At 59.2% G+C, this 24,038-nt stretch carries 26 protein-coding genes; 9 read left to right on the top strand and 17 right to left on the bottom strand.

Annotation, left to right across the window (positions count from 1 at the left end; all coding sequences use genetic code 11):
* The first annotated feature begins 16 nt into the window (after window positions 1-16).
* From K7H22_RS04015 to K7H22_RS03975, 9 genes are all read left to right on the top strand, one after another.
* Window positions 17-847, top strand: a complete 831-nt coding sequence (locus K7H22_RS04015) for an SDR family NAD(P)-dependent oxidoreductase (RefSeq protein ID WP_230799453.1) — start codon at window positions 17-19, stop codon at window positions 845-847.
* A gap of 2 nt (window positions 848-849) precedes the next feature.
* Window positions 850-1,332, top strand: a complete 483-nt coding sequence (locus tag K7H22_RS04010; RefSeq protein ID WP_419248143.1) for a MaoC family dehydratase — start codon at window positions 850-852, stop codon at window positions 1,330-1,332.
* Window positions 1,329-2,258, top strand: coding sequence for an SDR family NAD(P)-dependent oxidoreductase (locus tag K7H22_RS04005; RefSeq protein WP_230799452.1), 930 nt, complete (start codon window positions 1,329-1,331; stop codon window positions 2,256-2,258). Before K7H22_RS04010 ends, K7H22_RS04005 begins: the two co-directional genes overlap by 4 nt.
* Before the next feature lie 18 nt (window positions 2,259-2,276).
* Complete coding sequence (locus K7H22_RS04000; RefSeq protein ID WP_230799451.1) at window positions 2,277-3,479, top strand: acetyl-CoA C-acyltransferase; 1,203 nt, start codon at window positions 2,277-2,279, stop codon at window positions 3,477-3,479.
* Window positions 3,479-4,462: an NAD(P)H-dependent flavin oxidoreductase gene (locus K7H22_RS03995; protein ID WP_230799450.1), complete on the top strand. Its 984-nt coding sequence runs from the start codon at window positions 3,479-3,481 to the stop codon at window positions 4,460-4,462. The genes K7H22_RS04000 and K7H22_RS03995 overlap by 1 nt, the downstream gene beginning before the upstream one ends.
* Complete coding sequence (locus K7H22_RS03990; RefSeq protein ID WP_230799449.1) at window positions 4,455-5,120, top strand: histidine phosphatase family protein; 666 nt, start codon at window positions 4,455-4,457, stop codon at window positions 5,118-5,120. The genes K7H22_RS03995 and K7H22_RS03990 overlap by 8 nt, the downstream gene beginning before the upstream one ends.
* Before the next feature lie 14 nt (window positions 5,121-5,134).
* Window positions 5,135-6,175, top strand: coding sequence for a phosphotransferase (locus K7H22_RS03985; RefSeq protein ID WP_230799448.1), 1,041 nt, complete (start codon window positions 5,135-5,137; stop codon window positions 6,173-6,175).
* Window positions 6,172-6,579: a PaaI family thioesterase gene (locus K7H22_RS03980; RefSeq protein WP_230799447.1), complete on the top strand. Its 408-nt coding sequence runs from the start codon at window positions 6,172-6,174 to the stop codon at window positions 6,577-6,579. The genes K7H22_RS03985 and K7H22_RS03980 overlap by 4 nt, the downstream gene beginning before the upstream one ends.
* A 75-nt stretch (window positions 6,580-6,654) precedes the next feature.
* Entirely contained in the window at window positions 6,655-7,698 is a 1,044-nt protein-coding gene (locus K7H22_RS03975; protein ID WP_230799446.1) for an NADP-dependent oxidoreductase, read from the top strand.
* 100 nt (window positions 7,699-7,798) lie between these two features.
* On the opposite strand, the gene K7H22_RS03970 is transcribed toward K7H22_RS03975, so the two are convergent.
* From K7H22_RS03970 to K7H22_RS03890, 17 genes are all read right to left on the bottom strand, one after another.
* On the bottom strand, window positions 7,799-8,239 hold the full coding sequence (locus K7H22_RS03970; RefSeq protein WP_230799445.1) for a hypothetical protein: 441 nt from the start codon (window positions 8,237-8,239) through the stop codon (window positions 7,799-7,801).
* Between the two features lie 27 nt (window positions 8,240-8,266).
* Complete coding sequence (locus tag K7H22_RS03965; RefSeq protein ID WP_230799444.1) at window positions 8,267-9,256, bottom strand: SLAC1 anion channel family protein; 990 nt, start codon at window positions 9,254-9,256, stop codon at window positions 8,267-8,269.
* Window positions 9,257-9,329: 73 nt separating this feature from the next.
* On the bottom strand, window positions 9,330-9,701 hold the full coding sequence (locus K7H22_RS03960; RefSeq protein ID WP_230799443.1) for a DUF5368 domain-containing protein: 372 nt from the start codon (window positions 9,699-9,701) through the stop codon (window positions 9,330-9,332).
* A gap of 15 nt (window positions 9,702-9,716) precedes the next feature.
* Window positions 9,717-11,036 carry an NAD(P)/FAD-dependent oxidoreductase gene (locus K7H22_RS03955; protein WP_230799442.1) on the bottom strand — a complete coding sequence of 440 codons (1,320 nt, stop codon included), beginning with the start codon at window positions 11,034-11,036 and terminating at the stop codon, window positions 9,717-9,719.
* Window positions 11,037-11,148: 112 nt separating this feature from the next.
* Window positions 11,149-12,021, bottom strand: a complete 873-nt coding sequence (locus K7H22_RS03950; protein WP_230799441.1) for an amidohydrolase family protein — start codon at window positions 12,019-12,021, stop codon at window positions 11,149-11,151.
* Between the two features lie 15 nt (window positions 12,022-12,036).
* On the bottom strand, window positions 12,037-12,522 hold the full coding sequence (locus K7H22_RS03945) for a MarR family winged helix-turn-helix transcriptional regulator (protein ID WP_230799440.1): 486 nt from the start codon (window positions 12,520-12,522) through the stop codon (window positions 12,037-12,039).
* 4 nt (window positions 12,523-12,526) lie between these two features.
* Window positions 12,527-13,303 (bottom strand): crotonase/enoyl-CoA hydratase family protein, encoded by a 777-nt coding sequence (locus tag K7H22_RS03940; protein ID WP_230799439.1) that lies wholly within the window; start codon window positions 13,301-13,303, stop codon window positions 12,527-12,529.
* Window positions 13,304-13,400: 97 nt separating this feature from the next.
* The gene (locus tag K7H22_RS03935; protein ID WP_230799438.1) at window positions 13,401-14,726 is read right to left on the bottom strand and encodes a TRAP transporter large permease; all 1,326 of its coding nucleotides are present in this window, start codon (window positions 14,724-14,726) and stop codon (window positions 13,401-13,403) included.
* On the bottom strand, window positions 14,723-15,304 hold the full coding sequence (locus tag K7H22_RS03930) for a TRAP transporter small permease (protein ID WP_230799437.1): 582 nt from the start codon (window positions 15,302-15,304) through the stop codon (window positions 14,723-14,725). Before K7H22_RS03930 ends, K7H22_RS03935 begins: the two co-directional genes overlap by 4 nt.
* A gap of 86 nt (window positions 15,305-15,390) precedes the next feature.
* Window positions 15,391-16,425 (bottom strand): TRAP transporter substrate-binding protein, encoded by a 1,035-nt coding sequence (locus K7H22_RS03925; RefSeq protein WP_230799436.1) that lies wholly within the window; start codon window positions 16,423-16,425, stop codon window positions 15,391-15,393.
* A gap of 83 nt (window positions 16,426-16,508) precedes the next feature.
* Window positions 16,509-17,159 carry a maleylacetoacetate isomerase gene (gene maiA / locus K7H22_RS03920; RefSeq protein ID WP_230799435.1) on the bottom strand — a complete coding sequence of 217 codons (651 nt, stop codon included), beginning with the start codon at window positions 17,157-17,159 and terminating at the stop codon, window positions 16,509-16,511.
* A gap of 320 nt (window positions 17,160-17,479) precedes the next feature.
* A complete protein-coding gene (locus tag K7H22_RS03915) occupies window positions 17,480-18,469 on the bottom strand; it encodes an ABC transporter substrate-binding protein (protein ID WP_230799434.1) in 990 nt (329 codons plus the stop codon).
* Window positions 18,470-18,534: 65 nt separating this feature from the next.
* The gene (locus tag K7H22_RS03910) at window positions 18,535-19,380 is read right to left on the bottom strand and encodes an ABC transporter permease (protein ID WP_230799433.1); all 846 of its coding nucleotides are present in this window, start codon (window positions 19,378-19,380) and stop codon (window positions 18,535-18,537) included.
* Window positions 19,377-20,309 carry an ABC transporter permease gene (locus K7H22_RS03905; protein ID WP_230799432.1) on the bottom strand — a complete coding sequence of 311 codons (933 nt, stop codon included), beginning with the start codon at window positions 20,307-20,309 and terminating at the stop codon, window positions 19,377-19,379. Before K7H22_RS03905 ends, K7H22_RS03910 begins: the two co-directional genes overlap by 4 nt.
* Before the next feature lie 36 nt (window positions 20,310-20,345).
* Window positions 20,346-21,131 carry an ABC transporter ATP-binding protein gene (locus tag K7H22_RS03900; protein WP_230799431.1) on the bottom strand — a complete coding sequence of 262 codons (786 nt, stop codon included), beginning with the start codon at window positions 21,129-21,131 and terminating at the stop codon, window positions 20,346-20,348.
* Window positions 21,132-21,224: 93 nt separating this feature from the next.
* Window positions 21,225-22,685, bottom strand: a complete 1,461-nt coding sequence (hydA, locus tag K7H22_RS03895; protein WP_230799430.1) for a dihydropyrimidinase — start codon at window positions 22,683-22,685, stop codon at window positions 21,225-21,227.
* Window positions 22,686-22,766: 81 nt separating this feature from the next.
* Window positions 22,767-24,017 carry a Zn-dependent hydrolase gene (locus tag K7H22_RS03890; RefSeq protein ID WP_230799429.1) on the bottom strand — a complete coding sequence of 417 codons (1,251 nt, stop codon included), beginning with the start codon at window positions 24,015-24,017 and terminating at the stop codon, window positions 22,767-22,769.
* Between the last annotated feature and the right edge of the window lie 21 nt (window positions 24,018-24,038).

Here is a 24,038-nt window from a genome sequence, read left to right as displayed (position 1 = left end):
TGGAAAGGACCAAAATATGACCTCGACACTGACACCTTCGCACCTGTTCGACCTAGCCGGCAAAGTCGCCCTTGTGACCGGCGGGGCAACCGGCATCGGGCGGATGGCCGCCGAGGGGCTGGCCGCCGCCGGTGCGCGCGTCCTGATCGCCAGCCGCAAGGCCGAGGCCTGCGAGGCTGTCGCGGCCGAGATCAACGGCTTGGGACTCGCAGGCTCTGTCGAAGGGTTCGGCGGTGATGTTGCAACCGAGGACGGCATTGCGGCCCTTGTGGGCGAAGTCCGGAACCGGACTGACAAGTTGCATATCCTGATGAACAACGCGGGCCGCACGTGGGGCGCTCCGATTGGCGAACACCCCTATGACGCATGGGACAAGCTGCTGCGCCTGAATGTAACCGGCATGTTCCACCTGACGCAAAGCCTGCTGCCGCTGTTGTTGGCCGCCAAAACCGGTGACGATCCCGCCCGCGTGGTCAATGTAGGCTCGGTCATGGGTGATATTCCCAAGGGCACGATGACTTATTCCTATGCCGTGTCCAAAGGCGCTGTGCACCATATGACGCGCGTTTTGTCGAATGACCTTGCGCCAATGGGCATCACCGTCAATGCTATCGCTCCCGGCCCGTTCGTGTCGAAAATGACGGCCTTTGCCCTTGCGGATGAGGAAGGCCGTAAAAAATCGGCGCAAGGCGTGCCGCTGGGGCGCGTGGGTGTGCCGGAAGATATCGCAGGCGCGCTGCAATATCTTTGCGGGCGCGGTGGGGCTTATCTCTCGGGTGCGATCCTGCCATTGTCGGGCGGGATGCAGTCGAACGCCCCCGGCAGCCTGTTCAACGAGGATCTTTGACAATGACCATGCCTGCCACCAATGTCGTCGGCCGCGCCGCATTCGAGGCGATGGTCGGCACCGAGATCGGCGTCTCGGACTGGTTCACCATCACGCAAGAGCAGATCAACCAGTTCGCTGATTGCACTCATGACCACCAGTTCATCCATGTCGATCCCGAAGCTGCTGCAAAAACGCCTTTTGGCAGCACCATCGCGCATGGGTTTCTGACCCTCTCGCTGCTGTCGGCGATGGTATATCAAATGCCCTCGATCAAAGGGGTCACGATGGGTGTCAACTACGGTATGAACAAGATGCGCTTTGTCTCGCCGGTCAAGGTGGGCGCACGCATCAGAGGCCGTTTCGTGCTGGCAGATTTCGTCGAGATCCGCCCTGACGAGGTGCAATCGACCCTTGCCGTGACGGTCGAGATCGAAGGGCAGGACAAACCCGCGCTGGTTGCAGAATGGCTGGGGCGGCGTTATTTCGGAAAGGATACCTCATGAGCATCCGGTTTGACGGTCGCGTCGCTATTGTCACCGGCGCTGGTGTCGGTCTGGGTCGCTGTCATGCGCTGGGTCTGGCAGAGCGTGGCGCAAAGGTCGTGGTCAACGATCTCGGAGCCATGACAGATGGCACGGGTCGATCATCGGACGCCGCCCGTGCTGTTGTGGACGAAATCCGCGCCATGGGTGGTCACGCTATCGCCAACGGGGCTGATGTGACGGACCCCGCGCAAGTGCAGGCGATGGTGGATCAGACACTGGCCGAATTCGGCCATGTGGATATTCTGGTCAACAACGCAGGCATCCTGCGCGACAAGACATTTGCGAAATCCACGATGGAGGATTTTCGCAGGGTGCTGGACGTGCATCTGATGGGGTCGGTCCATACCACCCACGCGCTGTGGCGGCATATGGTCGAGCGCGGCTACGGGCGCATTATCTATACCACCTCTGGGTCAGGTATGTATGGCAACTTCGGCCAATCCAATTACGGTGCTGCGAAATCCTCACTTCTGGGGTTGATGAACGTGCTTTCGCTGGAAGGGGCCAAATACGATATCCGGGTCAATATGCTGGCCCCCACCGCCGCGACTCGGATGACGGAAAATCTGTTGCCACCTGAGGCGTTGGAGCTTTTGCAGCCCGATATGATCACTCCCGGTCTGCTGGCTTTGGTCTGCGATGATGCGCCCTCGCGCATGATCCTTGGCGCGGGCGCAGGGTGCTTCACCGAGACCAAGATCACCGAAACCGCAGGTGTTGCCCTGCAAGGCGATGCGCTGTCACCCGAAGGCGTGATGGCCGCGATGGGCCAGATCCGCGATCTGCGTGGTCAGGCCGAGATGCAGGACGCCTTTGCCCAGACCCGTAAATATGCCCGCATGGCAGCCGAGGCCCGTGGCCTGCCGCTGCCGTGGAACGATTGAACCTGAAAGGAATATACCATGCGTGACGCAGTCATCGTCTCAACCGCCCGCACCCCCATTGGCAAAGCCTATCGCGGTGCCTTCAACGATACCCAAGGTCAGGCGTTGATCGGCCATGCCATCAGCCACGCGGTCAAGCGTGCAGGGCTTGAAGGCCCAGAGGTCGAGGATGTTGTGGTCGGCGCCGCCCTGCAACAAGGCTCCACCGGTGGCAATATCGCCCGTCAGGCCGCGATCCGTGCGGGCTTGCCTGTCACCGTGGCGGGCATGTCGCTGGACCGTCAGTGCGCCTCGGGCATGATGGCGATTGCGACCGCCGCCAAGCAGGTCATTTCCGACGGGATGGATGTCGCCATCGGCGGCGGTTTGGAATCCATCAGCCTTGTGCAGAACGACAAGATGAACCGTTTCCGCATGGGCGATCCGTGGATCAAGGAACACAAGCCGGCGCTTTACATGTCCATGTTGGAAACCGCCGAGATGGTCGCGCGGCGCTATGGTGTAACGCGCGAAGAACAAGACGCCTATGCCCTGCAATCCCAGCAGCGCACGGCCGCCGCGCAAGAGGCGGGCAAGTTCAATGACGAGATCGTGCCCCTGACCACTGTGATGAAGGTCATGGATAAGACCACGGGGGCTGTCAGCGATGTCGAGGTAACGCTGGACAAGGACGAGGGCAACCGCCCGTCGACCACGCTGGCCGATCTTCAAAAACTGTCCCCTGTTCACAAGGACGGGCTGGAAATTCCGGCAGGCGATTTCATCACCGCAGGTAATGCTAGCCAGTTGTCGGATGGTGCATCCGCCGCTGTCATCATGGAAGCGCGCGAGGCGGAGCGGCGCGGGCTGTCACCGCTTGGTCGCTATGTCGGCATGGCTGTCGCGGGTTGCGAGCCGGATGAAATGGGTATCGGTCCGGTCTTTGCCGTGCCGATCCTGCTCAAGAAATTCGGTCTCAAGATGGACGATATCGGGTTGTGGGAGTTGAACGAGGCTTTCGCCGTGCAAGTCCTTTATTCCCGCGACCGTCTGGGCATTCCTAACGAATTGCTGAACGTCAACGGCGGGGCCATTTCTATCGGGCACCCCTATGGTATGTCCGGCGCGCGCATGGTCGGCCATGCGCTGATCGAAGGTAAACGACGCGGCGCAAAACATGTCGTCTGCACCATGTGCGTAGGCGGCGGCATGGGGGCCGCAGGCCTGTTCGAGGTGCTTTGATGCGTCAGCTTCCCAAGCAATTGCAGGGGCTGCGGATTCCCGCAGTCGCCTCGCCCCTCTTTATCATCTCCAACCCCGATCTGGTGATCGCACAATGCAAGGCAGGAATCGTCGGTAGCTTTCCAGCGCTAAACGCGCGGGAAGCTGAAGGCGAGCCAATCCTGTTGGAAGCTTGGCTCAAGCGGATCACCGAGGAGTTGGACCGCTACAACCAGTCCAACCCCGATTTCCCCGCCGCCCCTTATGCGGTGAACCAGATCGTGCATCGCTCGAATGCGCGGCTCGAGCGGGATATCGAGATCTGCCATAAATGGAAGGTGCCGATCTGGATCACCAGCCTTGGTGCCCGGGTCGAGGTGAATGAAGCCGCCCATGATTGCGGCGGCATCGCGTTGCACGACATCATCAACAACCGCTTTGCCAAGAAGGCGGTTGAAAAAGGTGCGGATGGTCTGATCGCCGTCGCTGCAGGTGCAGGCGGCCATGCTGGCGCGCAGTCGCCCTTGGCGCTGGTCTCGGAAATTCGGACATGGTTCGAGGGGCCGGTTCTGCTATCGGGGGCCATATCGACAGGCCGTTCCATACTGGCGGCGCAAGCGATGGGTGCGGATCTGGCCTATATCGGCTCGCCCTTCATCGCGACAGAAGAGGCGAATGCCGACCCTGCCTATAAACAGATGATCGTCGAGAGCGGAGCCGAGGATATCGTCTATTCCTCGCTCTTCACAGGTGTGCATGGCAACTACCTCAAGCCGTCAATCATGCGCGCGGGCATGGACCCTGACAATCTGGAAACCGCCGACGCCACGTCGATGAATTTCGGCGAAGGCCGCTCCAAGCCCAAGTCGTGGAAGGAAATCTGGGGCGCAGGTCAGGGGATCGGCGCGGTCAAGGAGGTCGTGCCCGCCCGCGCCTTGGTGGACCGTCTGGCGCTGGAATATGATGCAGCCAAGGCCGAAATGCGCGAGATCCTGAATGCCTGAGATTTGGCTTATCCGGCACGCGCAGGCCAGTTTCGGGGCAGCTGACTATGATAAGCTGTCCGCACTGGGGCATGAACAGTCCCGCGCGTTGGGGTTTGCGCTCAAGGCGCTGGGTGCTGAACCCGACGCGGTCTTCATCGGAGCACAACGGCGGCACCGCGAGACTTGGGAGGGGATCAATACCGCGCTGGGTTTTCCGACCGCGCCCGGTATTCTGCCCGGTTTCAACGAATTCGATTTCGGCGGTCTGCTGAATGCGCGCTACCGCGGCAAGGAGCGGCCCACGACCCTGCACAGCGACAGGCGTTTGCATTTCAAGATGCTGCGCGAAACCGTGCTGGAATGGCAGCGCGGCGAGATCATGGATCCGCCCGAACCCTATGCCGCCTTTGCCGAAAGGGTCCGCGACGCGCGCGCGCAAGCCACCGCAGGCAAGCCGGAGCAGGTCATTGTCGTCACATCCGGCGGAGCGATTGGCCAGACCGTGGCAGAGGTGATGGGTGCGCCTGCAGATGCTATGATCCGGTTGCAGTTGCAGATCAAGAATTGCTCGGTCTGTCGTATCGTGGTCACCCCGCGCGGGGAACATCTGGGGACGTTCAACGAGACCCCACATATCACCGCAGCCAATGCCGCGCAGATGCTGACCTATAGCTGAGAAAGGACAGGGCGATGACTAACAATGCCGCCGCATATCTGGACACCGACGCGGTTGCCCGCTGGTTGTCGGACCATCTGCCAGGCTTCCAAGGCCCGATCACCGCCGAGAAATTCGCAGGCGGGCAAAGCAACCCGACGTTCCGGCTGGTCACGCCCGAGGGCAACTACGTCCTGCGCCGCAAGCCACCAGGACTTCTACTGAAATCCGCCCATGCGGTTGAACGCGAATTCCGTGTCCAGAAAGCTCTGGCCGACAGCGATGTGCCAGTGGCACGGATGCATGTGCTTTGCGAGGACACCGACGTGATCGGCTCGGCCTTCTATGTCATGCAGGAGATCGAAGGCCGCCATTTCGACGATCCGCGACTGCCCGGTGTGCCCGTTCAAGACCGTCGCGCCGTGCAGGACGAGATGAACCGTGTCCTTGCCGCGATCCACGATGTTGATCTGGTCGCCCGTGGTCTGGATGACTACGGTCCCGAGGGCAATTACTACCGTCGCCAGATCGACCGCTGGACCAAACAGTACCGCGCCTCTGAGATGGAGCACGTGCCCGCGATGGAAGAGCTGATCGCGTGGCTTGATACGCATATTCCGCCGGATGACGGACAGCGCACGCTGGTGCATGGCGATTACCGGATCGACAACATGCTTTTCGCAAAAGACCGGCCTGCTTGCGTGGCCGTTCTGGATTGGGAACTGTCCACGACCGGCCACCCCTACGCCGATCTGGCCGCCGTACTGATGCAATGGGCCATGCCGCCCGGCAATGAAGGGCGCGGTCTGGCCGGTGTTGACCGTGCCGCCGAAGGCCTCATGAGCGATGAGGACTTCATTGCCGCCTATTGCGCGCGGCGCGGATTGCCGGGCATCGACGATTTCGGCTTTTATCTGGCTTTCGCCTTCTTCCGCATGGGAAGTATCCTGCAAGGCGTGCTCAAAAGGGCCGTGGACGGCAATGCCTCGAACCCCGAACGTGCGCGCAAGCTGGGCAGTTTCGTGCCCACCTTTGCCCAAAGCGGACTGGACGCTGCACAAAGGGGCAAGCCATGACCTCATTGGATCCTGCACTGGTCGAAGAGGCCTATCCGCTGCAGGCGCATCTGGGCTTCGTAATGACCGGCTGGTCCGAAGGCTATAGCCGCTTCGAGCTTCCCTTGGCCCCCTTCCTGATGAACCGCTTCGGCATCCCGCATGGCGGGGTGCATGCGATGCTTCTGGATACGGTGATGGGGTTCTGCGGTAGCTATACCGGCGATCCGGACCAAACCCAGATGGCGATGACCCTGTCAATGACCGTAAACTTCATGGCACAGGCAAAAGGCAATCTGATGATCGGCGAGGGGCGCAAGACAGGTGGCGGGCGCAAGACCTTTTTTGCCGAAGGCATGGTCAAGGACGAAACCGGCATCGTGATCGCCACCGGCACAGGCGTGTTCCGCTACCGCAGTCGCTGATGCACTGAATATCTGCATGACAGAACGAACATGCGCGATCCGCTTCGGGTTGTGCGTCCCAAAAAGGAGAATGACATGACCGAGATGATGAAACGCATCGCCCTTGCTCGCCGTCCCGACGGATCACCCCAGCCCGAGGATTTCCGCTATGAGGACGCCCCGATGCCCGTCCCCGGTGAAGGCGAGGTGCTGGTCAAGGTGCAGTATATGTCGCTAGACCCTTATATGCGGGGCCGTATGGATGATGCAAAATCCTATGCCAAGCCCGTGCCCATCGACGGCACGATGGAAGGCGGGGCCGTGGGTGAGGTGATCACCTCGAACAGCAAACATTTCCAACCGGGTGATATCGCATTCGGCATGTTCGGCTGGGCTAGTCACGGCTGCCTTCCCGCACGGGAACTTCGCAAGCTTGACCCGGCCCATGGTCCTGTCACGGCGGCGCTTGGTGTGCTGGGCATGCCCGGCTTCACCGGCTGGTTCGGCCTGACAGAGTATGGCCGCCCGAAAGAAGGCGAAACACTGGTTGTTGCCGCAGCCACCGGTCCGGTCGGCTCTATGGTCGGCCAGGTCGCCAAGGCGCGCGGGCTGCGGGTTGTCGGAATCGCGGGAGGGGCTGACAAATGTAAGCTGGCGGTTGAAAAGTTCGGCTTTGACCTCTGCCTTGACCACCGCGCCTATTCGGATGGCCGAGAAATGCGCGCAGCGCTTGCCGAGGCCTGCCCCAAAGGTATCGACATCTATTTCGAGAATGTCGGCGGCAAGGTTCTGGAAGGGGTGATCCCCCTGATGAATGTCGGCGCGCGCATCCCCGTCTGCGGCATGATCAGCTGGTATGATCTGGGCGGTCTGGGCGGGGCCAGCGACAGCCCCGGCAAGGACAATCTGCCGAAACTCTGGCGCACGATCCTTGTGAACCGGATGCATGTGCATGGCTTCATCATCTCGGATCATTTCGACCATTTCCCCGCGTTCCTGTCCGAAGTCGGACCGATGGTCGCCAAGGGCAAGATCGCGGTGCAGGAAGATATCACCGAAGGGCTGGAAAACGCCCCAGCCGCTTTCATGCGGATGCTGAAGGGCGGGAATTTCGGCAAAGCTGTGGTCAAGGTCGTCTAGGGCTGATCACAAGCGCTAGGGCGGATGCGCGCCGCGCGGGGATATTTGAGGCAAGAAGAAACGGGGCGCATCTGATCAGAGCGCCCCGTTCGGCCTTGGCTCAGAAGCTCATCACGACAGTATTGTCAGCGATCAGCGCACCGGCCACGACAGGCGGCCTGGCGGCTGTGATGCCGTCCAGCAACGCATCTTCACCCACGCCTTTGTTGGGAAGGCAGATCGCGCAGACCTCGACCTTGGTCCCTGTCTTTTTCATGATGGTCTGCATCAGACCTTGCGGGCTCATCCCCATCGGCACCTGCGCTTCTGTCGCAGACGCAGGCGCATCTTTCATCGCGAGATCCCCGGCAGAACCACAAAGCAGGATCAGTGCTGTCGCGCCGGCTTGAACGGTGTTTATGGTCAGCACCATCGCCATCAGTTGCCTCTGGGCATCCTCGGCGGTGAGAATTGTCACGAGGTTCTTCTGGTCCTGCGCCTGTGCAGGCAAGCCGAGGGCGGTCCCCGCGACAAGCGCGAGGGCGGTCAGTGTGCTTTTCACGGAAAAGTCCTTTGGAGGTTGGGATAATTACTCAGGTTGACAGATCTCGTCCGCGCGGATGGCACGGAGGGTTCTGATCAGCAGGGCGATGATGATGACTGCCAGAACAGCCAGAAGACCGGTGCCCAACAGATGATGCGCCGCTGATCCGGTATGGCGGGCAAACAAGAAACTTGCGATCGTGACCGCGGCAAAGGGAAATGACAGCGCCCAGAAAGACAAAGCGAAAGGCAGTTTGACAATGCGCGGCAGTTGAACGGCCACCAGAAGCGTAAAGAGGTAGGCCCCGTTCATCAGGATACGCGCGAAGGCATCGACCTCGCCGGTCAGATGGACCCATGCGACAAAGCCGACTGCCGGAGGTGCGATCAGGATAACCAGCGTTGGCTGCAACCTTCCGGGCATAGGATCGTGAAAGATCAGGCGGTTCATCACAAGGGTCAACAGCACGATCCAGAAGATCAGGCCCACGGACAGAAAGTACCAGCTGATCTCGGTATAGCCCATTTGCACACCGGCAATCGGGACGATCACATTACCCACCGCCGGAATAAACCATGCAGGCGACAGATGCGGGGTCTGGAAAGCGCGATGACCGATCCAGCCTGAAATGACCGCAATCGTCAGCACGCCTTGCATGGCAATGCCGACAAGCCACATCGTTTCGGCAAGACTGGAAAAATAAGGCCGCGTCAGCGTAGCCAGCAGAAGCAAAGAGATGGAAATTGCCGGAAAAAAGGCCAGCCGCACGGGATGGTTCCATTCCGCCCGCACAGCATGGGGATGGCGCAGCAGCTTGACGGTGTAGATGGCGCTGACCATCACAAAAATCACCGTCGCCGCGCCGAATGCCAGACCAGAGGCCAGCGCGCCAAGATCATAAGCCTGCTCTGCAGCCCCGAGTGCCAGCGACAAACCCGCCATCCCCATGACAATCGCGAAAAAAGTCACGGGAAAATGCTCTAGCCGGCTGTGGTTTTTTGCCTGATCTGCCGATGTTTCAGACAATGCTGTCATGATGTGTCCTGTCCTGTTTTCGGGCCCGTGGAAGGCCTGTTCGATGGGAACACAACAGGTTGCAACGGCAATGTCACGTCCTACCCGCAGCAGAGCCGTCCTGTTTGCCCTGAACTAGGGCCTGCAAGGTGTAGACAAGGATCGCAAGCCCCACCGCACCCGCCGCTGCCACGCCAAGCAGCACGATCACATCGACGGGTCCACCGATATCGCGGAACCCCGAGCTTGTGATCCATTGCACGAAAACCACCGCAGCAATCGCGCCGAAAGGCATCGACAGTTGCGCCAGAAGGAATTTCCGCATCGACAATGCACGGTCGCGGACAAGCACATAAAGATAGGCCAGAGTGATCACGCCAGCGACAGCAACCATGATCCAGAACAGGGCGGGGCCAAACATCTCTTCAAAGACGGCCAGCAGGGTATCGAATGTGAGTTCTTTCATAGTGTTGATCCTTTCTCAGGCCTTGCCGCGCAACATGGCGTTATAGGTGGCCTTGAGGGCGACTTCCTTCATCAGCCAACTGATCCATAGCTCCTCTAGCGGGGCGATGATGCCGGGGAAGCTGGGCACAAGGTTGTTGTTGTAGTCGAATTCGACCAGCATAGCGCGCCCGACACGGGTGATCAGCGGGCAGGAAGTATATCCGTCATAGGCGGCGGTGCCTTCCTTGCCTTCGATCTGGGCAACCAGATGATCCTCGACCACCGGCACCTGCCATTTGACCGAAGCCGCAGTCTTGCCCTTGGGAACGCCTGCCACATCACCAAGCGCAAATACATTGCTGAAACGCGGGTGGCGCAGGGTTCTCATATCGGCCTCAACCCAGCCCTGATCGGTCCATTTGTCGGCCCAAGGCAGCGTCGAGTTGCGGATCACGTCCGGTGCGCGCTGTGGCGGGATGACGTTGATGAAGTCATAAGGCAGTTCGGCTGGACCATCCGGTGTAGTAAAACTGGCCAGTTTGCGGCTTTGATCAATCGCCGTCATGACGTGGTCATGTACCACATTCACGCCGCGATCCCCGAACAGCATGCGGACCTTCTCGCTGACGATGGGCACGCCGAACAGGGACTTGTTATTGGCGGCATAGGTAATCTCGACCTTGCCGCGATTGCCTTTCTTGCGGGCGTAATCGTCAGTCAGGAACGTGTATTTCAGCGGGGCGCCCGCGCATTTCATCTCGGTCGCGGGGCGGGTAAAAAGCGCCTGCCCGCCCATCGAGGTAAAGCGGTCCATCTCGGCCCATGTCTTGGCGGCATAATCCGGCCCCGCGTAGACTGCACCGATCCCGTTCTGCCCGACCATATCCAGCGAGAACCCCTCGATCGCGGCCCAGTCCAGCGTGAGGCCCGTCGCCACCACAAGGTAGTCATAGGGAACAGACTGCCCCGAAGCTGTGATGATACGGCTCGCCTCGGGCTCAATCTCGGCTGCGTATTCAGCGATCAGGGTCGTCTCTTTCGGAAGCCAGTCCGTCGTGCCCGTTACCGAATAGCGCGCAGGTTTGAGGCCGGCCGCGATCAGCGTGAAGCCGGGTTGATACCAATGCTCGGGTCGCCCGTCGATCAGCGTGATCTTTGCACCGTCCAGACGCAGGGCCAGACGGTTGGCAAGAGCCGCGCCGGCAGCGCCAGCTCCCAGAATAACAATCCGTGCCGATGTTTTGACCCGTGCGGCCTGCACCGGTGCGGCGGTTGTAGTTACAAGGGCCGCTGCCGCTCCAGCGAGGCCAAGAAAGGCGCGGCGCGAAGCGCGCAAGTGAGTCGTATCTGACATGGGATTCTCCTGATATATGCAAATATTAGCATACGTCAGGAAAGACGGATTTGAGATGGATCAAATAAGCAAGAAATCCTCGTGATTTTGTGGACCGATAGCCTGTCCCCCGTCACATCAAACCAAGGAGGCGCGCGGCATTGTTCTTGAGGATATCGGGACGCAATTCGTCCTTGATGTCGATCTTCTCGAAATCGGACAGCCAGCGTTCCGGGCTGATCATCGGCCAGTCAGAACCGAACAGAACCTTCTTTTTCAGGATCGAATTGGCATAGCGCACTAGAATCGGCGGGAAATATTTGGGCGACCAGCCGGACAGGTCGATATAGACATTCGGCTTGTGCTGCGCCACGGCCAGCGCCTCTTCCTGCCAAGGGAAGGACGGATGCGCCATAATGATCTTCATATCGGGGAAATCCACCGCTACGTCATCCAGATACATCGGGTTGGAGTATTTCAGCCGCATCCCATTGCCGCCGGGCATCCCCGATCCAACACCGGTCTGCCCGGTATGGAACAAGGCAATCGCGCCGGCTTCCTGGATCGCCTCGTAAAGCGGATAGGCGAAGCGTTCATTGGGGTAAAAGCCCTGAAAGGTCGGATGGAATTTGAAGCCTTTGATCCCGTAATGCTCGACCAGACGGCGCGCCTCGCGCTCGCCCATTTTGCCTTTATGCGGGTCGATCGAAGCAAAGGGAATCAGCACATCCGCGTTCTGGGCGGCAATCTCTGCCACCTCCTCGTTCTTGTAGCGACGGTAGCCGGTTTCGCGTTCGGCATCGACGGGAAAAATCACGGCCGCGATGTTCTGTTCGCGATAATGGGCTGCAGTTTCCTGCATCGTGGGCGGATGCGACCACGGCGCGCCGAAATACTTGGCCATCGTTGATTGCAGATCGTCATAACCATCGTCGGAATGGCAGCCGCAGGGTTCTTCGGCATGGGTATGTATGTCGATGGCGCGGATCTTGTCGAGGTCGATCATGGGCCAATCCTTTCGCTATTCAGGCTGGTTGATGCGGCGTAGTAACGCCACCAGAGTGTTCCGTTCTTTGGCTGTCAGCCCGCCAAGCATGACATCTTCATGCGCCTCGAGAGCCGCGAGGGCGGCCCGTCTGCGCTTGACGCCTGCAAGGGTGGCCCGCAGCGCGAAAGACCGCCTGTCGGTCAGCACACGGTGCCGACCGATCAATCCAGCCTCTTCCAGGGCGTCGATGATCAGAACCGTGTTCGAGCGCTCCATGTTCAGGCTTGCGGCCAGTTGCGACTGCGTCACATCGGGGGTATCGCAGATGACAGAGAGGGCGGAAAAGGTCGTGATCCGCAAACCCAGCGGTTCAAGCACACGGGCGGCATCCGTCTGCATGAGATTGGTTGCGCGCTTCATCGTATAGCCGACCAGCGGGCGCAGCCCACGATCCAGACCGACTGTATCAGACTTGGGCGGCGTTTGTTCGGCGGGTTTTGTGACGGGGGTACGGCTCATGTCGTTACCTGAACTCGGGGCTGCGCTTTTGCAGGAAGGCCTTCAGCCCCTCCTGCGCATCAGGGCTGGTCTGGGTCAATGCCGCGCACAGGCTTTCGGTGAACAGGCCGTCGGCCTTGGACATATCCTCGATCCGGGCAAGGGCGTGGATCATGATATAGTTGGACAGGCCCGCATTGCTGGCGATCTTGCCTGCCAGATCTCGCGCCATGTCCATCGCCTGACCGGGGCCCACAGCATAGTGACACAAACCAAGGCGCAGCCCTTCGTCTGCATTGTATTTGCGTCCGGTCAGCATCATCTCGATCATCCGGTCAGCCCCGAGAATACGGCCAACCCTGACAGAAGCACCGCCGCCGACATATATACCGCGCCTCCCTTCGGGCAGTTGGAAAATCACCGACGGTTCGGCGATCCGCACATGCGTTGCGGTTGCCAGTTCGAGACCGCCCCCGATCACCGCGCCGAACATGGCCGAGACTACAGGCAGGCCGGAGAACTGGATCTTGTCCATCACAGCATGCCAGCCACGCGAATGGCGCAATGTGCCTTCCGCGTCGCGCGCGACATGCTCGCTCAGGTCCAGACCCGAGCAGAAATGCCCCTCGGTGCCGCTCAGGATCACGACTTTGACGTTCTCGGGAGGCTTGGTGAAGAACACATCCAGTTCTGACAGAAGCTGGTCGTTCATCGCGTTGCGTTTGTCGGGACGGTTCATGGTCAGAGTGGCGACAGGCCCGTCAATCTCGAGTTTGAGTGTCTGCATCGTGGATTGGCTCATCTGGTCCGCCTTTGGCTATGTGTCATAACTATCTGGTCACGACTTTTCTTAAGTGTCGAGTCCGATCCCGCCGATAAAGACGGGACCGGACGTCAATTCAGTACATCATCCGCAAGGCAAACAAGGTGATACCGGGGAAGAGCACCAGAATGATGACGCGGATGATATCAGATGCAACGAAATACATCACCGATTTGTAGGTCTCGATCATCGGGGTCAACCGGTCCATCGAGTTGATGACGAACAGGTTCATCCCGACCGGCGGCGTGATCAATCCGACCTCGACGACGATCAGCACAAGAATACCGAACCAGATTGCAACCTCTTCGGTGGTCATGCCGAAATCCAGCGCGACGACGATCGGAAAGAAGATCGGAATCGTCAGCAGGATCATCGAAAGACTGTCCATCACCGCGCCGAAGACAAGATACAGCAGCAGCACCATCGTCAGCACCATCCACGGGCTAAGGCCAAGGCCGACCACGTAGTTCGACAACTCCTGCGGCACCTGCGACAGCGCCAGAAAGCCGTTGTAGAACGCAGCCCCCAACACGATGAAAAAGATCATCGCGGTTGACCGCGCCGTAGCCATGAAGCTTTCCACCAAGCTGTGCCGGTTCAACCCGCCATTGGCAAAGGCGATCAGCCCTGTGCCCAGCGCCCCCACTGCGGCCCCTTCAGTCGGTGTGAACACACCAAGATAGATGCCGCCGACGACGACGACGAAAACGGTCAGCACGGGCCAGACTTCGCCCAACGCCCGCAGCCTTTGGCCATAGGGCATACGCTCGCGTGGGGTGCCCGCCTCGTCCGGATGCAGGCGGGCGTAGATCGCGATGGTGATCATATAGCCCATGGCCGCCAGAATTCCGGGAATGAAGGCCGACAGGAACAGCTTGGCGATATTCTGTTCGGTCAGGATCGCATAGATCACCAGAATGACCGAGGGTGGGATCAGGATGCCAAGTGTGCCGCCTGCCGCCAGCGTGGCGGTGGAAAAGCCGCCCGAATAGCCATAGCGCTTGAGTTCCGGCAAGGCGACCTGGCTCATCGTGGCAGCGGTCGCCAGCGACGATCCGCAAATCGCGCCAAAACCGGCGCAGGCCCCGACGGCCGACATGGCAACACCCCCCTTGCGATGCCCAAGCCAGCTTTCGGCGGCTTTGAACAGCGATTGCGACATGCCGCCCAGCGTGGCGAAGTGGCCCATCAACAGGAACATCGGGATGATGGACAGCGAGTAGCTGGAGAAAGTCGAATAGGTTTCGGACTTGAGCCGTGCAAAACCCATATTGAAACTGCCTGTCACGAAAAAGAGGCCGAACAGCCCCACAAGAAACATGGCCAGACCAATCGGTAAACGCAAAAAGATCAGGATCAGCAGGGCTGGAAAGGACGCTATCCCAAGTTCAAGATTGGTCAATGATCTGCCCCTCCGACGGACATGATAGTGCGGTTTCCGAAAAACTCAGCCAGCCTGACAAAGGCGACATAGACGCCGACAACAGCAGCGACAATGGCTGCCACCAGACTGGCGGCGTAGGACCACCAGACAGGAAACTGGATCAGAAATGTTGTTTCACGATACTGCATCTTGGACAGCATGCCCTCGTAGAGCTGGAGCGCGATGAGGATCAGCACCGCTGCAAAAACGATATCAACGACCATCTGGATCAACCGGTTGACGCGAACTGACAAACCAGAGGTGAAGATATCCACAGTCGCGTGACCAGCGGTGACCTGACAGAAGGGAATAAACGCAAAGATCGCGAAAGCGACACCCGCCTCGACCAGTTCGAAGTCGCCAAGGATCGGCCCCACACCGGTTGCCAGAAGGGTATTTGCGAAATCACCAAGCACCGCCACAACAGGGCCGGAATGCAGCAGCGTGTTGATTGCCCGCCCCAGAACCGAGATGCAGATCAGCAGGATCAGCGCAGTCAGGACAAGCCCGCCCACCACTGCCATGAATCTGGCCAGACCATTCATAAATCCGTGCATCGGGACGAGGCTCCTTCAGTTGCCATTTCAAACAGCGGTTCCGCCCCCGTAGCGCAAGCGTCACGGGGGCGGCAGACCGATTTGAATCAGTTGCTGTGCTTGGCGATCAGGGCTTTGGCCTGATCCACAACAGCCTGACCGTCATATCCGGCTTTGTTCATATCCTCGATCCATGATGCTTCGACGCCAGCCGCGGCTTCTTTCCACTCGGCCACCTGCTCGGGTGTCAGTGTGATGATGTTGTTGCCACGGTCTTTCGCAAGCTGCATCGACGGCTCGTCCGCGCCAGCCATGGTCTTGCCGGCAAGGGCCGAGAATTCCAGACCTGAATTGTCGTCGATTACCGCTTTCAGATCATCCGGCAGGCTTTCGTACTTTTCCTTGTTCATCGCGAAGATGAACGAGGTGGTGTAGAGGGACTCGTCGCCGAAACCCGTGTGGTTGTTCACGAGTTCGGCCACTTTCAGCGAAGCAGTCACTTCCCAAGGGATCACCGCTGCATCGATCACGCCTTTGGACAGGGATTCCGGAATAGCAGGCACCGGCATACCGATCGGCGTCGCGCCCAATGCCGCAAACATGGATGTTGTCGTGCGTGTCGGCGCGCGCAGCTTGACACCATTCAGGTCGGAAACCGTTGTGATCGGGTCCTTGGAATGGATCAGTCCCGGGCCATGGACCCAGACAGCCAGTGTTTTGAAGTCTTTGTATTCGGTGTCCAGCATATTGGCTTCTGCGAATTCCCAATAGGCGCGGCTTGTGGCCTCGGCATTGGTCATCATGAAAGGCAGTTCAAACACCTCGGCCTGCGGGAAACGGCCGGGGGTGTAGCCAGCAACGGTCCAGATGATATCAGCTACGCCATCAATCACCTGGTTGATCAATTCGGGTGGCGTGCCGCCCAACTGCATCGAGGGATAACGCTCGATCTTGATGCGACCATCGCTGTCGGCTTCGACCTTGTCGGCCCAAACATCCAGAACCAGCTTGGGCACATTGGCTTGTGCGGGCAGGAACTGGTGCAGCTTCAATGTTACTTCCTGCGCGTGAGCAGCAACCCCCATCCCCGCCAGAACAGCGGCGGAAGCAAAGCTACGCAGAGCCATTTTCAGAATTGTCATGTCTTGATCCTCCCAAAGGATGTTGCACGTAAGGTCCCGGCTTTTTTCCGGGATCGGGTCTTGGTTAGCCGGCCTCCCCCTCCTCAGGGTTCGAAATCCGGTTGACGGGCCGGATGCGCGTCGGCGAAAGCCGGCAGCTCCTCGCAGCGCGCGTGAATTTCCGTGACACGCTTTAGGTGGCTGATATCCACGCCAAAGCGTGCTGCGGAAAAAACTTGCGGGACGAGGCAAATGTCGGCCAACCCCGGTGTGTCGCCAAAACAGTATGCGGTCTGTTTATCTCGTCGCGCCAACAGATTCTCGCAGGATTCCAGTCCTTCCAGTTGCCAGCGGGTCAGCCATTTCTTGGTGACCTCCGCATTTGCCCCGAATTCATCAGCCAGATAGCCCAGCACGCGCAGGTTTTGTAGCGGGTGAATCTCGCAGGCGATCACCTGTGCGAAGGCGCGGACGCGCGCGCGTTGCAGCGGATCAGTCGGCAAAAGGGCGGGGTCCGGATAGGTTTCATCCAGCCATTCAAGAATCGCCAATGATTGTGTCAGATCTGCCCCGTCATCCGTGATCAGGACCGGCAGTAGTTTCTGCGGATTGATCCGCGCGAATTCAGGTGATTTCTGTGCGCCCTGCTTTAGATGGACTGACTCGAATTCGTAGCCAACCCCCTTGAGATTCAACGCAATACGGCAACGGTAGGATGTCGAACTGCGGTAATAGCCGTAAAACTTCATATCCATCCCTCAGGCCGGGCTGCGACGATCATCTGTCTCATGAGCCCTCCTCCCAAAGGTTCCCGCTATTAGGACGTATGCTTATAGTTATGCACTACTTGCATCTAGTATCGTATTTCGGACAGTTGGCCAAGCAGTTCTTTGGCTATCGCGCCACGCTGGAGCGCTTACATCAAAACCGACCGCTTGGTTGACTTTGCGAGGACAAGCGGCACCTGTCAAGCAGGAAGTGTCAAGGACAAGATTAGGCTCGGTTTCATCCCGGACAACCAAAAGGGCCAGTCCTGCAGACTGGCCCTTCCGAATCTTAGATCAAGATTTACGGATCAGTTCAGCGCAGCATCGCTGATCACATGGGTCCATGCACCTTCGGGTTCCTTCGTGATCACCGGCTCTTCGCCAGCAGCCAGCAAGGTCGCGACCGTCCGCTCGTAATCGGCAGGGTCCAGCGCGCCATTGGAACCGGCCGTCAGCTTGGCGACCTCGCCCATCATACGCTTTTGATGGCTTTCGGTTTGCGCGCCGGTCTGATCATTGTCCAGAACGATCATTGCCGCTTCATCAGGATTTTCCTCGGCGTATTTCCAACCCTTCATCGACGCGCGCACGAAGCGGGCCATCTTGTCGACAAATGCAGGATCTTCAAGGCTCTCTTCCAGAACATACAGACCGTCTTCAAGGGTCGCGACGCCCTGATCCTCGTATTTGAAGGTCACCAGTTCTTCCGGTGTCACGCCTGCATCAATGACCTGCCAGTATTCGTTATACGTCATTGTCGAAATGCAGTCGGCCTGACGCTGGATCAGCGGATCAACGTTGAAGCCTTGTTTCAGCACTTCGACACCGTTCTCGCTTTTGCCATCGGTAGAAATCCCCATCTGGCTCATCCAGCTCATGAATGGGAATTCATTGCCAAAGAACCAGACGCCCAGCGTGCGGTTCTTAAGGTCCTCCGGCGTGGCGATCCCGGTATCTTTCCAACACGTCAGCATCATGCCGGACGATTTGAACGGCTGCGCGATGTTGACCAGCGGCAGCCCCTTCTCCCGCGCGGCGAGTGCCGCCGGCATCCAGTCGACCATCACATCGGCACCGCCGCCCGCAATCACCTGCGTCGGCGCGATGTCCGGACCACCCGGCAAGACAGTCACGTTCAGGTCTTCTTCTTCATAGAACCCCTTGTCGAGGGCCACATAATAGCCCGCAAACTGGGCCTGCGTGACCCACTTCAACTGCAAGGTCACATCATCCGCCGCCCATGCGGGAGCTGCGATCATTCCCGCGACAAGCGTCGCGCCAGTCATCATTTTCTTCATGTTTTCATACTCCTTGTTGAATGTCTTTTTGACTCGGCCTCAATGGCTTCTTGTTGACTGCTTGTTCACTTGCGTTGGGACGGATGCCAGAAGGTAACCGCCTTCTCTATCGTCACAACGATACCATAAAACGTGGTGCCCGCGATGGCGGCCACGATAATCTCGGCCCAGACCAGATCAATCGAAAGACTGCCGACACCGGTTGAAATACGAAATCCCATCCCGCGCGTGGGAGAGCCGAAATATTCCGCAACGATAGCTCCGATCAACGCCAGAGTCGTGGCAATTTTCAACCCGTTGAAAACGAACGGCATCGCTGCCGGAAGGCGCAGCTTCAGCAATGTCTGGGCATAGCCCGCCGCATAGGTTCGCATCAGATCACGCTGCATCGTATCCGTCTCGCGCAGGCCCTGCACCGTATTCACAAGGATCGGGAAGAACACCATGACCACGACAACAGCGGATTTGGACTGCCAGTCAAAGCCGAACCAACTGACAAGGATCGGGGCAATCCCGACGATTGGCAGGGCCGCCACAAAATTCCCGACCGGCAACAGACCCCGCGTCAGAAAGGCAGAGCGGTCGATCAAAATCGCAGCGACAAAAGCTGCCATGCTGCCAATAGCAAAGCCGCTCAGCGCACCTTTGAGAACGGTCTGGCGGAAATCCTCCCACAGGATACCGGTAGAACGCGCGAAGGTCTGTGCCACAACCGAGGGCGCAGGCAGGATCACGGGCGATACGCCAAGCCCGCGCACCAACCCTTCCCACAACACCAGCAGGGTCACACCGAACAGCACCGGCACGAATATCCGCACAGGGCGGGTGCCGCTGTAGGCCGAGTTCGCAAGCGCGGCGTTCAACGCCCAGGCGCCGATCCAGAAGAGAAGGGCAAAGACAAGCCAACTCATCCTGACATTCCCATCCGGCGCAGGGTGATCTTCTGGGTTACGTCCAGCAACGTTACCAGCAGACCCGCAAGAATGGCTGCCGCCAAAAGTGCCGCCCAGATCGCAAGCGGTGTGCCGAACTGGTCACCGATCAAGATGCGCGCGCCCAGGCCGCTGATCGCCCCTGTCGGCAATTCACCCACGATGGTGCCCACCAGTGCTGCAGCAATCCCCACCTTGAGAGAGGTGAACAGATAGGGCACCGACGAGGGCAGGCGCAGCTTGAGAAAGGCCTGAAACCCCGACGCGTTATAGGTCTTGAGCAGATCAAGCTGCGCATGTGCCGGCGACCTTAGGCCCTTGACCATACCGACAAGCACCGGAAAATAACACAGATAGGCCGAGATTATTGCCTTTGGCACGATCCGGTCTTGAATACCCAACTGCGAGGCTACGACAATAATCATCGGGGCCAGCGCCACGATGGGCACCGTCTGGCTGATGATCGCCCAAGGCATCAGGCTCATATCCACCACGCGCGAATAGACGATCGCAACGGCGCCAAGAATGCCCAGTGTCGTGCCCAAGGCAAAGCCCCAAAGTGTCGATTGCAGCGTGATCCAGCCGTGATAGACCAGTGAACGTTTCGACATGCCGCGACCGTTCAGCACCATATCCCCCGTGGTATTCCAAAGTTCCGTTCCCACTTGCACAGGCGTCGGCAGACGGGGGCGGTCCATCGCATAGGTCGTGCTCAGATGTTCGGCATTGCGGGCCATCAGCATCCAGACCGAAACCTCCTGCCGCTCCAGCGCGGTTACCGGCTCCAGCACAGCGCCAGTGCGCTGCGCCTGATCCAGCGCCACACGGATATTCATCGGGGCGACAGCAGCATACCAGATTGCCACGATGGCCAAGAGAACCGTCAGAACCGGCAGCGCGTTTCTCATTCCTGCGCCCTTTCCGGTTCTTTACCCAAAGCGCTGTCACACGTCATAAGCATGCCCCGCGCGCAGCCCGTCGCGGACACGATGGGCGATTTCGATGAATTCGGGGCTATCGCGGATCTCGAGCGGGCGCTCCTTTGGCAAGGGACTATCGATCACATCGGTGATCCGTCCCGGTCGTGGCGACATGACCACGATCTTTGTCGACAGATACACGGCCTCCGGGATGGAGTGGGTCACGAAGCAAATAGTCTTGTTGGTCCGCGCCCAAAGTTTCAGTAATTGTTCGTTCAGGTGGTCGCGCACAATCTCGTCCAGCGCGCCAAAAGGCTCGTCCATCAACAAGATATCGGCATCAAAGGCCAGCGCGCGTGCGATGCTGGCGCGTTGCTGCATCCCGCCTGACAATTGCCACGGATATTTCTTCTCGAACCCGCCCAGTTCCACCAGTTCAAGAACACGGCTGACCCGCGCGTCCTGATCGGCGCGGTCATAGCCCATGATTTCCAGCGGCAGACGGATATTGCCGCCGATGGTCCGCCACGGATAGAGTCCTGCCGCCTGAAAAACATAGCCATAGGCCCGCGCCTTTCGGGCCGCCTCGGGCGAAGTGCCGTTCACGGTGATATCGCCCGCTGTCGGCTGCTCCAGATCGGCCATCACCCGCAGGAATGTTGTCTTGCCGCAGCCGGATGGCCCGATAAAACTGACGAAATCGCCCTTCTCGATATCAAGCGAGATGTCTCTTAGCGCATGGACAGGCCCGTCGCCGGTCTGGAATGTCAGATCAAGGCCCTTGGAGCTGATCACGGGTGCGGTAGTCAAATCTGTTATCTCCTGCTGGCCTGAACTCTGGCTGGCCTTGGGCTACCGGATCAAGCCCGATCCCTCAACAATCTGGATGCGCCCTCGGGAAAGTCAGATCCCTGCCGGAATATTCAGCGGATCACGTTTTATCATTTTGGGCGCGGTCACGTCCTTCCACTTGCTCAGCGCCACGTTGGCCGAAGGAAAGGCCGGACGCGGCACAAAACGCCCCCGCCCCGGTTGCGGTTGGCTGTTCTGGCCCCATGCCCAGATCACTTCGCCACGGCTTAAGGTATAGCGCGCCTGCGCCTTAACGTTGAACCCCTCGAAAACGTTGTAATCCAACACCGAATGGTGGTTCGAGGCCGAGATCGTCTTGCTGATCTTCGGATCCCAGACGACAATATCGGCATCTGCGCCTTCCACAATCGCGCCCTTCTTGGGATAGATATTCAGGATCTTCGCCACATTCGTGCTGGTGGCCGCCACGAATTCATTGGGTGTCAGACGCCCCGTCTCGACCCCTTCGGTCCAAAGTACTGCCAGACGTTCCTCAAGCCCGTTCGATCCGTTGGGGATGATCCGGAAATCGTCGCGCCCCGCGCGTTTCTGCGCGGTGCTGAACGCAGCATGATCGGTGGCCACAACCTGCAAGGATCCGGCCTGAAGACCCGCCCAAAGACTGTCCTGATGCGCCTTGTTGCGGAAAGGCGGTGACATCACGCGCCGCGCGGCATGGTCCCAATCCTTGTTGAAATACTCGGACTCGTCCAGCGTCAGGAACTGGATCAGCGGCTCGCCGTAAACCCGCATCCCCTTCTGCCGTGCCCGCCGGATCGCCTCATGCGCCTGCTCGCAAGACACGTGCACGATATATAAAGGCACGCCCGCCGCATCAGCAATGGTGATGGCACGGTTCGCGGCCTCGCCCTCGAATTCGGGCGGGCGGGAATAGGCATGCCCCTCGGGGCCGGTGATCCCCTGATCAAAGAATTTCTGCTGCATCTCGGCCACCAGATTGCCATTCTCGGCATGGACCATCGGCAGCGCGCCAAGTTCGGCACAACGCTTGAACGAGGCGAACATCTCGTCATCCTCAATCATCAACGCGCCTTTATAGGCCATGAAATGCTTGAAGCTGTTCACACCCATATCAACCGCGTCTTTCATCTCGGAAAAGACATTCTCGTTCCAGCCGGTGATCGCCATGTGATAGCCGACATCGGAACAAATCTGCGGCGCGCTCTTGCGGTGCCATTCATTGATCGCGTTCTTGATGCTGCCATCGGCACCAGGCAGGCAGAAATCCACGATCATCGTGGTCCCACCTGTCGCCGCCGCCCATGTGCCGCTTTCGAAAGTCTCGGCGGCCGTTGTGCCCATGAAAGGCATTTCCAGATGCGTGTGCGGGTCGATCCCGCCAGGGATGACATACGCGCCCTCGGCGTCGATATATTCGTCGCCCTTCAGATCCTCGCCAATCTGCTTGATCACCTCGCCCTCGATCAGGACATCTGCTTTCCAAGTCCGATCCGCCGTGCAGACCATCCCACCTTTGATTACTTTCGTCATTTCCATACTCCCTGTCGCAGGATGCGGGGCTCTGCGGCCCCTGCTTCTTCTTGCTTCAAATATCCAAAACCGCAGGCCGCCTCAGGCGTCAACGCCCGCTGTCTCGACCACCGCATGCAGCAATACATCACAGCCCGCCCTTGCCCAGTCCTTGGTGATCTCTTCCGCCTCGTTATGGCTCAAACCATCGACGCAAGGTGTCATGATCATCGCGGTCGGCGCGACACGGTTGATCCAGCAGGCATCGTGTCCGGCCCCCGAGATAACGTCCATATGACTATAGCCCAAACGCTCCGCAGCACTGCGGATCGCGGTGACACATCCCTCGTCAAAGGCGGGTGGATCGAAGGCCCCCACGATCTCGGCGTCAAGCTCGCATCCCAGCGCTTCGCAGAGACCGGGCGCTTTCTCGTGCAACTCGGCCACCATCGCTTCCAGCGTTTCCAGAACATGGCTGCGGAAATCGACGGTGAAGACCACCTTTTCGGGGATCACGTTGCGGCTGTTGGGATAGACGTCGATATGCCCGATCGCACCGACAGCCGCGGGCTGGTGCTTCATCGCGATCTCGTGCACCAGTTCGGTGATCTGCGCGAGGCCGCGGCCTGCGTTGCGGCGCATCCGCATGGGTGTTGATCCGGTGTGCTGGCCCTTGCCGGTGACCGTGCATTGCACCCAGCGCAGCCCCTGACCGTGAGTGACGACGCCCACATCCTTATCCTCGGCTTCCAGAATGGGCCCCTGTTCGATATGCAACTCGTAATAGGCATGCATCTTGCGCTGGCCCACAGGCTCGTCGCCTTCCCAGCCGATCCGCTTCAATTCGTCGCCAAACCGCTTGCCCTTGGCATCGACGCGGTCCTTGGCCCAATCCTCTGCCAGCACACCTGCGAAAACCCCTGATGACAACATCGCGGGGGCAAAGCGGGTGCCCTCCTCGTTGGTCCAGTTCACAACAACGATGGGATGGCGCGTGCGAATGCCAAGATCGTTCAGTGTCCGCAGGACTTCCAGCCCGCCCAAAACGCCCAGCACACCGTCATACTTGCCACCCGTTGGCTGCGTATCCAGATGCGAACCCACATAGACCGGCAGCGCGTCGGGGTCCGTCCCCTCGCGCCGCGCGAACATGTTGCCCATCGTGTCCAGACCCATCGTGCAGCCCGCATCCTCGCACCATGTCTGGAACAGGGCGCGCCCTTCGGCATCCTCGTCGGTCAGGGTCTGGCGGTTGTTGCCGCCCGCGACACCGGGGCCGATTTTCGCCATCTCCATCAGGCTGTCCCAAAGACGGTCTGGGTCAATCCTGAGGTTTTCTCCGGGGGCTGGCATGATATGTCTCCGCATTCATTT

It is taken from the genome of Seohaeicola saemankumensis, from assembly GCF_021021435.1.
GTDB lineage: Bacteria > Pseudomonadota > Alphaproteobacteria > Rhodobacterales > Rhodobacteraceae > Seohaeicola.
The sequence above is the reverse complement of the archived record's forward strand: the minus strand, read 5'-3'. Positions and strand labels throughout refer to the sequence as shown.

What these genes read in the sequence shown, in the direction of transcription:
- maiA (WP_230799435.1), bottom strand. Translation starts at nt 17,159, where the DNA reads ATGGATATGAAGTTTTACGGCTATTACCGCAGTTCGACATCCTACCGT.
- K7H22_RS03945 (WP_230799440.1), bottom strand. Translation starts at nt 12,522, where the DNA reads ATGAGCCGTACCCCCGTCACAAAACCCGCCGAACAAACGCCGCCCAAG.
- K7H22_RS03890 (WP_230799429.1), bottom strand. Translation starts at nt 24,017, where the DNA reads ATGCCAGCCCCCGGAGAAAACCTCAGGATTGACCCAGACCGTCTTTGG.
- K7H22_RS03915 (WP_230799434.1), bottom strand. Translation starts at nt 18,469, where the DNA reads ATGAAGAAAATGATGACTGGCGCGACGCTTGTCGCGGGAATGATCGCA.
- K7H22_RS03955 (WP_230799442.1), bottom strand. Translation starts at nt 11,036, where the DNA reads ATGTCAGATACGACTCACTTGCGCGCTTCGCGCCGCGCCTTTCTTGGC.
- K7H22_RS03990 (WP_230799449.1), top strand. Translation starts at nt 4,455, where the DNA reads ATGCCTGAGATTTGGCTTATCCGGCACGCGCAGGCCAGTTTCGGGGCA.
- K7H22_RS03940 (WP_230799439.1), bottom strand. Translation starts at nt 13,303, where the DNA reads ATGAGCCAATCCACGATGCAGACACTCAAACTCGAGATTGACGGGCCT.
- K7H22_RS03925 (WP_230799436.1), bottom strand. Translation starts at nt 16,425, where the DNA reads ATGACAATTCTGAAAATGGCTCTGCGTAGCTTTGCTTCCGCCGCTGTT.
- hydA (WP_230799430.1), bottom strand. Translation starts at nt 22,685, where the DNA reads ATGACGAAAGTAATCAAAGGTGGGATGGTCTGCACGGCGGATCGGACT.
- K7H22_RS03980 (WP_230799447.1), top strand. Translation starts at nt 6,172, where the DNA reads ATGACCTCATTGGATCCTGCACTGGTCGAAGAGGCCTATCCGCTGCAG.
- K7H22_RS03965 (WP_230799444.1), bottom strand. Translation starts at nt 9,256, where the DNA reads ATGACAGCATTGTCTGAAACATCGGCAGATCAGGCAAAAAACCACAGC.
- K7H22_RS03960 (WP_230799443.1), bottom strand. Translation starts at nt 9,701, where the DNA reads ATGAAAGAACTCACATTCGATACCCTGCTGGCCGTCTTTGAAGAGATG.
- K7H22_RS03930 (WP_230799437.1), bottom strand. Translation starts at nt 15,304, where the DNA reads ATGCACGGATTTATGAATGGTCTGGCCAGATTCATGGCAGTGGTGGGC.
- K7H22_RS03905 (WP_230799432.1), bottom strand. Translation starts at nt 20,309, where the DNA reads ATGAGAAACGCGCTGCCGGTTCTGACGGTTCTCTTGGCCATCGTGGCA.
- K7H22_RS03975 (WP_230799446.1), top strand. Translation starts at nt 6,655, where the DNA reads ATGACCGAGATGATGAAACGCATCGCCCTTGCTCGCCGTCCCGACGGA.
- K7H22_RS03985 (WP_230799448.1), top strand. Translation starts at nt 5,135, where the DNA reads ATGACTAACAATGCCGCCGCATATCTGGACACCGACGCGGTTGCCCGC.
- K7H22_RS03910 (WP_230799433.1), bottom strand. Translation starts at nt 19,380, where the DNA reads ATGAGTTGGCTTGTCTTTGCCCTTCTCTTCTGGATCGGCGCCTGGGCG.
- K7H22_RS04015 (WP_230799453.1), top strand. Translation starts at nt 17, where the DNA reads ATGACCTCGACACTGACACCTTCGCACCTGTTCGACCTAGCCGGCAAA.
- K7H22_RS04005 (WP_230799452.1), top strand. Translation starts at nt 1,329, where the DNA reads ATGAGCATCCGGTTTGACGGTCGCGTCGCTATTGTCACCGGCGCTGGT.
- K7H22_RS04010 (WP_419248143.1), top strand. Translation starts at nt 850, where the DNA reads ATGACCATGCCTGCCACCAATGTCGTCGGCCGCGCCGCATTCGAGGCG.
- K7H22_RS03995 (WP_230799450.1), top strand. Translation starts at nt 3,479, where the DNA reads ATGCGTCAGCTTCCCAAGCAATTGCAGGGGCTGCGGATTCCCGCAGTC.
- K7H22_RS03950 (WP_230799441.1), bottom strand. Translation starts at nt 12,021, where the DNA reads ATGATCGACCTCGACAAGATCCGCGCCATCGACATACATACCCATGCC.
- K7H22_RS04000 (WP_230799451.1), top strand. Translation starts at nt 2,277, where the DNA reads ATGCGTGACGCAGTCATCGTCTCAACCGCCCGCACCCCCATTGGCAAA.